This window comes from Celeribacter sp. SCSIO 80838 (assembly GCF_056498065.1).
On record NZ_JAZKMA010000001.1, the window covers coordinates 211,678 to 223,051 of the forward strand.

Annotated in this window: 13 protein-coding genes; 4 read left to right on the top strand and 9 right to left on the bottom strand. The window is 62.8% G+C overall.

Annotated elements, in window-relative coordinates; all coding sequences use genetic code 11:
• Positions 1-32: 32 nt before the first annotated feature.
• The 5 genes from V1475_RS00965 to V1475_RS00985 form a co-directional block, all read right to left on the bottom strand.
• Entirely contained in the window at positions 33-1,061 is a 1,029-nt protein-coding gene (locus V1475_RS00965; RefSeq protein WP_479411257.1) for a HesA/MoeB/ThiF family protein, read from the bottom strand.
• A gap of 10 nt (positions 1,062-1,071) precedes the next feature.
• Positions 1,072-1,539, bottom strand: a complete 468-nt coding sequence (gene dut, locus V1475_RS00970; protein ID WP_479411258.1) for a dUTP diphosphatase — start codon at positions 1,537-1,539, stop codon at positions 1,072-1,074.
• Positions 1,540-1,557: 18 nt separating this feature from the next.
• Positions 1,558-2,757: a bifunctional phosphopantothenoylcysteine decarboxylase/phosphopantothenate--cysteine ligase CoaBC gene (gene coaBC, locus V1475_RS00975; protein WP_479411259.1), complete on the bottom strand. Its 1,200-nt coding sequence runs from the start codon at positions 2,755-2,757 to the stop codon at positions 1,558-1,560.
• Between the two features lie 81 nt (positions 2,758-2,838).
• Positions 2,839-3,687 (bottom strand): ChaN family lipoprotein, encoded by an 849-nt coding sequence (locus V1475_RS00980; protein WP_479411260.1) that lies wholly within the window; start codon positions 3,685-3,687, stop codon positions 2,839-2,841.
• Positions 3,684-4,565, bottom strand: a complete 882-nt coding sequence (locus V1475_RS00985; protein ID WP_479411261.1) for an RNA polymerase factor sigma-32 — start codon at positions 4,563-4,565, stop codon at positions 3,684-3,686. The genes V1475_RS00980 and V1475_RS00985 overlap by 4 nt, the downstream gene beginning before the upstream one ends.
• A gap of 145 nt (positions 4,566-4,710) precedes the next feature.
• Here V1475_RS00985 and cobU point away from each other — a divergent pair, with 145 nt between their 5' ends.
• The 4 genes from cobU (at position 4,711) to V1475_RS01005 (ending at position 8,170) form a co-directional block, all read left to right on the top strand.
• The gene (cobU, locus tag V1475_RS00990) at positions 4,711-5,232 is read left to right on the top strand and encodes a bifunctional adenosylcobinamide kinase/adenosylcobinamide-phosphate guanylyltransferase (protein ID WP_479411262.1); all 522 of its coding nucleotides are present in this window, start codon (positions 4,711-4,713) and stop codon (positions 5,230-5,232) included.
• On the top strand, positions 5,229-5,798 hold the full coding sequence (locus tag V1475_RS00995; RefSeq protein ID WP_479411263.1) for a histidine phosphatase family protein: 570 nt from the start codon (positions 5,229-5,231) through the stop codon (positions 5,796-5,798). Before cobU ends, V1475_RS00995 begins: the two co-directional genes overlap by 4 nt.
• A gap of 86 nt (positions 5,799-5,884) precedes the next feature.
• Positions 5,885-6,571, top strand: coding sequence for a glutathione S-transferase (locus tag V1475_RS01000; protein WP_479411264.1), 687 nt, complete (start codon positions 5,885-5,887; stop codon positions 6,569-6,571).
• 87 nt (positions 6,572-6,658) lie between these two features.
• Positions 6,659-8,170, top strand: coding sequence for a YifB family Mg chelatase-like AAA ATPase (locus V1475_RS01005; RefSeq protein ID WP_479411265.1), 1,512 nt, complete (start codon positions 6,659-6,661; stop codon positions 8,168-8,170).
• On the opposite strand, the gene V1475_RS01010 is transcribed toward V1475_RS01005, so the two are convergent.
• The 4 genes from V1475_RS01010 to rsmI all read right to left on the bottom strand — a co-directional run bounded on the left by V1475_RS01010 (position 8,140) and on the right by rsmI (position 11,364).
• Positions 8,140-9,048, bottom strand: a complete 909-nt coding sequence (locus V1475_RS01010; protein ID WP_479411266.1) for an alpha/beta hydrolase — start codon at positions 9,046-9,048, stop codon at positions 8,140-8,142. The genes V1475_RS01005 and V1475_RS01010 overlap by 31 nt on opposite strands.
• Positions 9,049-9,052: 4 nt before the next feature.
• Positions 9,053-9,988, bottom strand: coding sequence for a glutathione synthase (gshB, locus tag V1475_RS01015; RefSeq protein ID WP_479413939.1), 936 nt, complete (start codon positions 9,986-9,988; stop codon positions 9,053-9,055).
• A gap of 128 nt (positions 9,989-10,116) precedes the next feature.
• Positions 10,117-10,500, bottom strand: a complete 384-nt coding sequence (locus V1475_RS01020; RefSeq protein WP_066710987.1) for a YraN family protein — start codon at positions 10,498-10,500, stop codon at positions 10,117-10,119.
• 6 nt (positions 10,501-10,506) lie between these two features.
• On the bottom strand, positions 10,507-11,364 hold the full coding sequence (gene rsmI / locus V1475_RS01025; RefSeq protein WP_244906045.1) for a 16S rRNA (cytidine(1402)-2'-O)-methyltransferase: 858 nt from the start codon (positions 11,362-11,364) through the stop codon (positions 10,507-10,509).
• Positions 11,365-11,374 lie beyond the last annotated feature (10 nt).

An 11,374-nucleotide genomic window follows, 5' to 3' on the forward strand; every position in this document is an offset into this window, starting at 1 on the left:
AAGCTATGCCTCGCGCGCGGTAAGGAAAAGGCCTAGGCGCCGCAAATCGGACAGTCGGACCGCTTTTTCACCGCGATGCTGCGCGTCTCGGCATAGAGCGCGTCATGGATCACGAGCCGCCCCTTCAGGCCCTGCCCGGCACCGGTGAGTTCTTTCACCGCCTCCATCGCCATCATCGTTCCCAAAATCCCCGGCAAAGGGGCCGCAACACCCGCCTCCGCACAGCTCGGCACCATCCCCGGCGCAGGGCGCTCAGGGAACACACATTGATAACATGGGCCATTTTCATGGGATTTATAGGTGCTGATTTGACCTTCCCATTGCGTGATCGCCGCAGCGATCAAGGTTTTGCCATGGGTCACACAGGCGCGATTGACAAGATAGCGCGTGTCGAAATTATCCGTCCCGTCCAGCACCAGATCGTACTCGGCCACCAGATCCATCGCGCTCTCATCGAACGCGCGATGATAGGGGCGAACCTCGATGAACGGGTTCTGCGCGGTCATCGCCTCCGCTGCAGAGAACACCTTAGGCTGGCCCAAGTGCGCATCCGTATGGATCACCTGCCGCTGAAGGTTCGACGCCTCGACAACATCCGGGTCGATCACCCCGATGACGCCCACGCCCGAGGCCGCCAGATATTCCAGCACGGGCGCGCCGAGACCACCGGCACCGATCACCAAAACCTTGGCATCTTTCAACTTCCGCTGCCCCGGACCGCCGATCTCGCGCAACAGAATGTGGCGCATGTAACGCTCAAGCTCCGCGGGGCGGAAGCTGTCGCTCTTCTCCTCAGGCGGCGGCATTTGCACACGGCGCCGCAGCGCCCGAAGCCCGGCGCGATAGGCGATGACGATCCCCGCCAGAGCCCCGAGCAAAAGCCACTCACCAAGCCCCTCCCCGAGCGTCACGCGCAGCGCATGTCCCTCCGGCAAAACGCTCAGCGCCAAAATGACGGCAAGATAAAGCACCCCGATCATCGCCCACCGCGCGCGCATCGGCGCGCCGGTCAGCCAACCGATGCCCCAAAGCACCGCAGCGATGATCAGGAAATAGCTCATGCGCGACCGGTCATTTGCGACCCGTCGAACCAAACCCGCCCGCGCCCCGCGCGGTGTCGGTGAGGCTTTCGACCACAGTGTAATCCCCCTGCACGACAGGGGCGACGATCATCTGGCCGATGCGCTCACCATGGGTGACGTGAAACGCCTCCTGCCCGTGGTTGATCAGCAGAATGCCCACCGGCCCGCGATAATCGGCGTCAATCGTACCCGGCGTATTGACCATGGAAATCCCGTGCTTGAGCGCCAACCCGGAACGGGGCCGCACCTGAACCTCATACCCGGGCGGGATTTCCATCGCGAAGCCTGTCGGGATCAGCGCCCGCGCGCCCGGCGCAAGCACAACCCCGGTCTGCCGCATCTCCGGCGGGAAATTCGCGCGCACATCGCCGCCCGCCGCGTGTTCGGTCTCATAGGACGGCAGCTTGATTTCGGAGTCGGCTCCCTCGAGCCATTGGATTTTGATCGGTACAGTCATGTTTTTTCGCTCAATTTCTCAAGTGTCGTTCAGATGGGCTGCGATGCGGTAGGCAAGCTGACGCGCCACCTCATCCTTGCCCATACGCGGCCATTCATCCGCCCCGCGTTCGGAGATCAGGGTCACGGCGTTTTCCGCCCCCCCCATGATCCCCGTGCCGGGCGAAACGTCATTGGCAACGATCCAGTCGCAGCCCTTGCGTTTGCGTTTCGCAGTCGCATGCGCAATCACATCGTCGGTCTCGGCGGCAAATCCCACAACCAGTCGTGGACGGCCTTCCGCCATTTGGCTCACTCCGGCCAAAATATCCGGGTTTTCGGAAAACTCCAAAACCGGCAGCTTTCCCTGTTCTTTCTTGATCTTCGATCCGCTCTCGGCGGCCACGCGCCAATCCGCAACAGCCGCGGCAAACACCGCCGCCTCGGCGGGCAGAGCCGCCTCCACCGCCGCTTTCATCTCGCGAGCGGTTTCCACCGGGATCACCAGCACCCCGCGCGGTGGCGGCACATCGGCGGGTCCCGTGACGAAACTCACATCGGCGCCCAGATCACGAAGGGCCACGGCAATCGCCGTGCCCTGTGCTCCCGAGGAGCGGTTGGCGATATAGCGCACCGGGTCGATCGGCTCATGGGTCGGACCCGAGGTGACAAGGATGTGCTTGCCTTTCAAAGGCCCGTCGGTCAGCGCGGCACGAATGGCGGTGATGATGTCCGGGGGTTCCGACAGACGCCCGGGACCGAACTCGCCACAGGCCATATTGCCCTCTTCGGGGCCGACGAACAGCACCCCGTCCCCCTTGAGCGTCGCCACGTTGCGTTGACAGGCGGGATGTTCCCACATCCGCACATTCATCGCGGGCGCGACCAGCACGGGTTTGTCGGTCGCCATCAACAGGGTCGAGGCCAGATCGTTGGCCAGCCCCCCGGCCATCTTGCCCAGAAGATCGGCCGTGGCGGGAGAAACGACGACCAGGTCGGCGGCGCGAGACAGTTCGATATGCCCCATTTCCGCCTCGTCGGTGAGATCGAAGAGATCGCGATAGACCTTCTCGGCGGCCAGTGCGGAGACCGACAGCGGCGTAACGAACTCTTCAGCGGCCTTGGTCAGAACCGGCACCACGCGCACGCCTTCTTCGCGCAGACGCCGGATCAGGTCGAGCGACTTGAACGCGGCAATGCCTCCGCCGATGATCAGCAGGATGGTTCGTCCGTTCAGCATGACAGCTCTCCCTCAAGCCGGTTGCCCGATCTCAACGCCGGGCAGATCGGTTCTAAGCCAAGCCCCGGCCTGAGACAATCCTCAGCCCTTGTCTTCGGAACTGTCTTCGAAATTGTTTTCGGAGGGCATCGCAAACCCCGCACAGGGATCGTCGCGCTCGACCGGTGCGGTCACAAGCCAAAGATCATAGGGCGGTGTCTCTTCTGGGATCGTTTCCAACTGGCCTATGGACAGAATACGAAGCTCCGGCGCGACAAGCGACAGCGTGGCAGGCATGCCCCAGTCGTTACGCGCATGCCCATTGCCGGTGATCACCGCGACGGGCCCACCGGTTGCTTCGAGCGCCTCGATCACGGTACGGGAAAAGCCTGCGTCGCGCAGCCGCTGCGCCTCGACCATGCCCGCCATCATCTCCCTCGGCATCGCGGAACAATGCGCCTCGAACTGAAGCGTTTCACGCGTGGCCTGCATCTCCTCGGGCAGGGCACTGTTGAGACCGTACCGAACCGCCTCATCCCCAAAGACCTGAGCCGCCCCTTCGGAAAACGCTGCCCGCACCGTCTCACGCGGCAAAGCGGCGCCATAGACCGGGGCGGTGCCGCTTGCGGCAAAAACCGGGTAATACATGGAAAAATCGGGCCAGCCGGAACTGTCCCAGTCCAAAGCCTGTGCCAGAGTTTCCTCATTCTGTCGCAATTCCGGAGTGATGCGTGCGGCTTGCTCCGGGCTGAGCATCTCGAAGACCAGCGCCTTGGGCGCCAAGGCCGAGACCGCACGCGCCTGATGCGCATGGTGAACGGGGTTGTCGTGGATTTCTCCGAGGATCACGACATCCGCCGGAGCCAACACATCAAGCGCCTCCGAGACAATCTTTTCCGACGCAGCGGGGCCTGCGGCCAAAATAGCCACAAAGGCAAAGGGCTTTTTCATGAGAGGAAATTGTGAACTTCGTGCCGGTTGGCTTCAAGGATCGTGCGCATTTTCTGCAAGGCACCCGCCTCAAGCTGCCGTACCCGTTCCTTCGACAGGGACAATTCCTCACCGAGGCTTTCCAGCGTGCGCGGTTCATCCGCCAGCTTGCGTTCCCGCAAGATGAAGCGTTCCCGCTCGCTCAGCGAGTCCATCGCCTCGCCGAGCCAAATCTTGAGCTGCGCCTGATCATGCGCCTCGCCGACCATTTCGGCGGTGGTTTCGCCCTCGTCGGCAAGGGTTTCGATCCACTCACGCCCTTCCTCGTCACCGGACTGTTGGGCGTTCAGCGAGAAATCCGAACCCGACAAACGCCCGTCCATCATCTCGACATCTCTGAGCGGCACGCCGAGATCCATGGCGATCATCTGCAAGAGCTGATCGCGGTCGAGCGCCGCACCCTGCGCCATGGCTTCTCGTTCGAGACGCGCCTGCACCCGACGCATGTTGAAGAATAGCGATTTCTGCGCCGAGGTGGAGCCGGTACGCACCAGCGACCAGTTGCGCATGACGTAATCCTGCACCGAGGCCTTGATCCACCACACTGCATAGGTCGAAAACCGCACACCACGATCCGGGTCGAACTTCTCCGCAGCCTTCATCAGGCCAAGACCCGCCTCCTGAATGAGATCGTTCATCGGCGCGCCGTAACGTTTGAACTTCGCAGCCGTCGAGATCGCCAACCGCATATAGGCCGTAATCAACCGGTGCAGCGCCTCTTCGTCACGCTGATCCCGCCACGCCCGCGCCAGCTGCGTTTCCGTCTCCGCGTCCAGCATTTCCGCTTTCATCGCCCGCCGTGGCAGGGCGTTGTCCGATGCAGTCAAATCGAGTGCCATTGTTCCCTCCTGAAGGTCTCTTGTGCGCTCTGGCTTCGGCTCAAAGGCAGGTCCGATGACGGCCATTTGCGAGCGGTGGCTACTCCTGATACGCAGAGCCTAACAAAATGGTTCCGAAATGGTTCTCACGATCATGTGCACAAATATGACAGTCGTCCTAGGCGGCGCCTCTTCCGGGAAGTCCGATTTTTCGGAAAAAATATGTGTTCACAGTGGGTTGGATAGAGTTTACCTGGCCAGCGCTCAGATCTACGATGAAGAAATGCGCACAAAGGCTGAGCGACACCGCACAAATCGTGGGTCCGACTGGTGCACAATCGAGGAGCCCTATGCCGCAAACCGGGTGATTTCGGAGACCTTAGAGGGGCAGATTCTGTTGTTCGACTGCGCCACGCTCTGGTTGACCAACCATCTTCTGGCGGATCATGATCTTGAACGCGAGACCGAAAACCTGATCACCGCCATCCGGCACAGCCCGGCGCAGATCGTTGTCGTGTCCAATGAGGTCGGGCTTGGCATCGTGCCGGAAAACGCCCTCGCCCGCCGGTTTCGCATCGCCCAAGGCGCGCTGAACCGGCGGCTTGCCGAGGAAGCGGCCACCGTCGTGGGCGTGATGGCCGGTCTGCCTTTCGTCCTCAAAGGCCGCCTGCCGGAGGGGCTGATATGAGCCGCCTTTGGTTGATCCGTCATGGGCCGACCCATGCCAAGAGCTTTGTCGGCTGGAGCGATCTGCCCGCAGACCTCTCCGATCATGCCGCCATCAACCGGTTGGAACAGGCCCTGCCGCAGGTGCCGGTGATTTCCTCCGATTTGAGGCGTGCGGTCGAAACAGCGAGCGCCATTCAGGGCACGCGATCCCGGCTCTCGCACGATCCACGCCTGCGGGAGACCCATTTCGGCGACTGGGAATTGCTGCGCTGGCCGGAAATCGAAGCCCGCGACGGCGATCTGGCGCGTCAGGTCTTCGAGAGCCCCGGAGATGTGGCGCCGCCCGGCGGAGAAAGCTGGAACACGTTTTCCGCGCGGGTCCATGCCGGGGTCCATGACCTCGCCGGAGAAACCATCGTTGTGGCGCATATGGGGGTGATCCTCGCGCTTGCGCAAAAGGCGCTGAATTGCTCAGCGGCGGATGTTCTTGCGCATCAGATCGACCCATTGTCCGCCACGGTGATCGACTGCCCGGAGGGGATCTCGGGACCGTGGTCTTGCGCGCGAATTAATCACAAATTTTGATGATAATTGCGACAAATATGAATTTTCATGATATATGAAAGTCGCGTAGCCTCCCCGAAACACCAACAGGGCCCAGAGGTATTCCCATGTCATACGATCTTTTCATCGGCGATAAAAGCTTTTCGAGCTGGTCCCTGCGCGGCTGGCTTCTTTTTGAGAAATTCGGCATCCCGTTTCGCGAAATCATGGTGGGGCTTTACGCTGGCACGATGAAACAAGACCTCGCGCCGCTCTCCCCCGCCCGCTTCGTCCCCACAGCGCGCACGCCGGAGGGCTGGGTGATCGGCGAAAGCATCGCTCTGGCGGAAACCCTGGCCGAGCGTCATCCGAAGGCTGGTTTCTGGCCCGTCGATCCGCAGGCCCGGATTTATGCCCGCTGGCTGGTCGCCGAAATGCACGCGGGTTTCACCGCGCTGCGCTCCGCCTGCGCCATGCAGCTTTTGTATCGCTATCAAGGGTTTGCGATCAGCGAAGCGGTTAAGGCCGATCTCGACCGCCTTGAGCTTGTCCTCGGCCATGCCTTCGAGCACTTCTCGGGCGATGGGCCTTGGCTCTTTGGTGCCTATTCCGCCGCCGATGCGTTTTACGCCCCGGTTGCGGCGCGGATCGCGGGGTATGGCCTGCCGGTCTCCGACCGTCTCGCCGCCTATGTCAACGCGCATCTCGCCGATCCGGCGTTTCAGAAATGGCGCGCGGACGGGCTGAAAATCAGCTACGATCCGGTGCCCTATGCGCTGGATCTGCCAAAGCTGGACTGGCCTCAGTCGATATAAATTCGCCGCGCCCAATCTCCCGTTAACCATTTGCTAACCACGTTCGCGGTAACACGGATTAACATGTGTTAACGGGAGTGACAGGCCATGGTTGCACGGACCTTCTCCGTCGCCTTCGAAGGCGTCGAAGCGCGTCGCATCGAAGTGCAATGCGCCATCGCGCCGGGCCTGCCGAGCTTCACCATCGTCGGCCTGCCCGACAAGGCCGTCAGCGAGGCGCGCGAACGCGTTCGGGCGGCACTCGCCTCGATGCAGATCGCCCTGCCTTCGAAAAAGCTCATCATCAACCTCTCGCCCGCCGATTTGCCGAAAATAGGCTCGCATTTCGACCTGCCCATCGCCACCGCCATCCTCGCCGCTACAGGCCTGATCCCCGAAGAGAAAGCCGCAGAAACCTTATCTTTGGGCGAATTGGCGCTCGACGGATCGCTGGTTGCGGTGACGGGGGCGCTGCCTGCGGCGTTGAAAGCGGCGGAGCTGAACTGCGTGCTGGCCTGCCCGGAGGCTTGCGGCGCAGAGGCCGCATGGGTCGGGGCCACACCGGTCTATGGCGCAAAAACGCTGGCGCAGCTTTTGCGACATTTCACCGGTGACCGCCCAATCCATGAGGCCCATCCCGGCGAGATCACGCTCCCCACGCACGCCCGCGATCTGCGCGATGTGAAAGGGCAGGAAAAGGCCAAACGTGCGTTGGAGATCGCCGCCGCCGGGGGGCATCATATGTTCATGGTCGGCACGCCCGGCTCCGGCAAATCCATGTTGGCCGCGCGCCTGCCCACGATCCTTCCGCCGCTTTCGGCGCAGGAGGCTTTGGAAACCTCGATCATCCATTCGCTCGCGGGGCTTCTCGACGAAGGCGGGATTTCCCGCGCGCGGCCCTTTCGCGAGCCGCATCACACCGCCTCCATGGCCGCCATCGTCGGCGGCGGGCGCGGCGCGCAACCCGGTGAGATTTCTCTGGCGCATAATGGCGTTCTCTTCCTCGATGAGCTGCCCGAATTCCCCCGCCCCGTGCTCGAAACCCTGCGCCAGCCGATCGAGAGCGGCGAGGTCATGGTGGCGCGCGCCAATGCCCATATGCGCTACCCGGCGCGGTTTATGTTGGTGGCGGCGGCGAACCCCTGTAAATGCGGCTACCTGCCCGATCCCGAACGCGCCTGCGCCAAGGTGCCGCTCTGTGGCGAGGACTATCTCGGGCGCATTTCCGGCCCGCTGATGGACCGGTTCGATCTGCGCCTCGACATGCCGCCGGTGCAGTTTCAGGACCTCGACCTGCCCCCCTCGGGCGACAGTTCCGCGGTGGTCGCCGCCCGCGTCGCCGAGGCCCGCGCGCTCCAGCTAGAGCGCTATGAGGGCAGCGGGTTTCGCACCAATGCCCAGATCGAGGGGCGGCTCTTGGAAGAGGTCGCCACGCCGGATGCCGAGGGCCGGGAAATTTTGCAGAAGGCCGCCGAGAGGCTCGGGCTTTCGGCGCGGGGCTATCACAGGGTTCTGCGGGTGGCGCGCACCATCGCCGATCTGGCGGGCGAGTTCGACATCCGCCGCCCGCATCTGGCCGAGGCTTTGAGTTACCGGGTGGTGTCCGGCCTGCCGAACTGAGCTGCGACCTGAGCCGCAACGAAATCGGCCACCCGGGCCAGCGCCGCATCGGCCTCGGGCAAGACGCCGTGAAACAACTGCCAGACATGCACCATGCCCGGCCAGCCCTGCAATGCGACCTCCGCGCCCTGTTCGGTCAGGTGCGCGGCCATGCGCCGGGCATCGTCGGCGAGAATCTCGCTTTCGGAATACTGGATCAGAACCGGCGGACAATTCGGGAAATCGGCATAAAGCGGCGAGGCTTTCGGATCGGTCTCGGCCGCCCCGCCCAGATACCAATCGCGCACCTCACCGATGCGGGAGCCTGGCAACATCGCCTCCGTCTTGGCGTTGGTGTTCAGGCTCTCCCCCGCAAGCGCCAGATCGGTCCAGGGCGACAGCGCCACGGCGGCCAGAGGCGGCTGACCCGCAAGGCAGAGCGCGGAGAGCAGCGACAGGCACAGCCCGCCACCGGCGCTGTCGCCCATCAGGAGCAGCGGCAGATCATTAGGCAGGGCCTCGGCCACCGCGAGGACATCGTCAAACGCAGCCGGAAAAGGATGCTCCGGTGCCAGACGATAGTCCGGCAGAACCACCTCGACCTGCAATTGCGCCGCAAGATGCCGCGCCAAAGCGCGATGGGTGCGGATCGAGCCCATGATATAGGCCCCGCCGTGGATATAGAGCAGGCGCGCGCGGGCGGGGGTCTGCGGCAGGATGCGCAGACAGGCGATCCCGCCGATGTCCTCGCGCCGATCCTGCGGCCCTTTGGTCGGGCGAAACAGACGCGACTGAAATTCGAACCGCCGACGCTGGTACGGCACCGATTGGATGCGCGCCAGCTTCGGCTTTTCAAACAGCCGCAGGATCGTCGCGAGGGCTGTGGCCCGGCGGCTCATGCCCTCAGCTCCGCTTGGCTTCGATCGCCTGCCAGATGATTTCCGCCGTGTTCGTGCCGTCGAAGCGTTCAAGTTCCTGAATGCCCGTCGGCGAGGTCACGTTGATCTCGGTCAGGTAATCGCCGATGACGTCGATGCCGACAAAGAGTTGGCCTTTTTCCTTCAAAAGCGGCCCGATCTTGGCGCAGATCTCCAGATCGCGCGGCGTCAGGCCGATTTTCTCCGGACGCCCGCCGACATGCATGTTCGACCGCGTCTCCCCCGCCTGCGGCACCCGGTTGATCGCGCCAACAGGTTCGCCATCGACCAGGATCACGCGCTTGTCGCCATTCGACACATCGGGCAGGAATTTCTGCACGATCAACGGCTCGCGCGACATGCCGGTAAACAGCTCATGCAGCGAAGACAGGTTGCGGTCGTTCGGATCGAGCCGGAAAACGCCCGCACCGCCATTGCCGTAAAGCGGCTTGAGGATGATGTCGCCATGTTTCGCTTTGAACGCACGGATGGTCTCAAGATCGCGGGCAATCGCGGTCGGCGGCGTCAGATCGGGAAACCGCAGGACTAGCAGCTTTTCGGGATAGTTGCGCACCCAGAACGGATCGTTCACCACCAGAGTTCCGGGGGTGATCATCTCCAGCAAATGCGTGGTGGTGATATAGCCCATATCGAAGGGCGGGTCCTGGCGCAGCCAGACCACATCGTAATCGGACAGATCGACCTCGGTCATCTCACCAAGGCTGTAGTGATCGCCCTCGACGCGGCGCACCTCGACCGGCCAGCCGCGCGCGGTGACGCGGCCCTCCTGAAACGCCAGATGATCCGGCGTGTAATAGAACAGCTCATGCCCGCGCTTTTGCGCCTCTTCCATGATACGGAAGGTGCTGTCGGCATTGATGTTGATCGGACCGATCGGGTCCATCTGGATCGCCACTTTCAGGGGCGCAGGGGTCTTGGACAAGGGCGTATCTCCTCTGGTTGCCTCTTAGATGGACCAGCCCGGTCTCGCATTCAATGAGAATGTCCTGTGCGCCCCTGTGCATAGGATCACATGCACCCTTTGCGACCTTACATCAGCGCATTCTCGAGAATGTCGACCTCGCCCACACCGTTCACAAGGGCGACATCAATCCGCATCGGTGTCAAAAGCCCTGTCGGCAGACGCCCGATGTAATCCTCGGCGCTGGCGCAAAGCCGGGCCTGTTGCCGCGCACCGAGTGCCGCACTCGCGGCCTCATGGGTTTTCGAGGCTTTCACCTCGACAAAGACGATCTCTTCGCCGTTCCGAAAGATCAGGTCGATCTCCCCGCCTGCGCCCCGCCAGCGCCGCTCCAAAACCTCATAGCTGCGTTCGGCATAATGGCGCGCGACGATCTCCTCCGCCGAGAGGCCGAAATGATAGGCCTTCTCGCCTCGCGCACGTTTTGGATTTTCGGCTTCCTCTCCCGACATCCGGCCTCACTTCCCGCTCATCCCGAGCGCCATCTGATAAACGTCGCGCTTTTTCAGCCCGTGTTTGGCCGCCACCTCATGCGCTGCATCCTTGACCGACAGGCGGCCCAACGCCTCGGCCAGATCGGCTTCCAGATCGGCCTCCGACACCTCTTCGGCCTCCGCACGCCCAACCAGCAACACGATCTCGCCCTTCACCGGCGCATCGCGCAGGCTTTCTTCCAGCTCGCGAAGCGTGCCCTTGCGCACCTCTTCGAATTTCTTGGTCAGCTCCCGACACATCGCCGCCGGACGGTTTTCCCCGAGCGTCTCGCAAAGCTCGCCCAGCGTGCGGTGAATGCGTTTGGGGCTTTCGTAAAACCCGAGCGTGGCGGGCACGGCGGCAAAGGAAGCAAAGAATTTCAGCCGCGCGCCCTGCGACGAGGGCGGGAACCCCGCGAAGAGAAACCGATCCGAGGGCAGGCCCGAGATGGTCAGCGCCGCGATCATCGCCGAAGGGCCCGGCGCGGAGGTGACGGGAATGCCGCGCGCAAGCGCCTCGCGACAGAGTGCAAATCCCGGATCGGCCACGAGGGGCGTGCCCGCCTCCGAGGCATAGGCCACGGATTTCCCCTGTTCCATCAACGCGATAATTCCCGGACGCGCCTGCGCCCCGTTGTGATCGTGATAGGCGATGACATGACGCCCATTCAAAGGCACGCCGTGAATTTCCATCAATTTGCGCAAGCTGCGCGTGTCTTCGGCGGCCAGAACATCGGCGGAGGCCAGAAGATCGAGCGCCCTGAGCGTGATGTCGCGCGCGTTGCCGATCGGGGTGGCGAGGAAATAAAGGCCGGCGGGAAGCTGCTTGGCGTGATAAATCAATGGTCTCTCG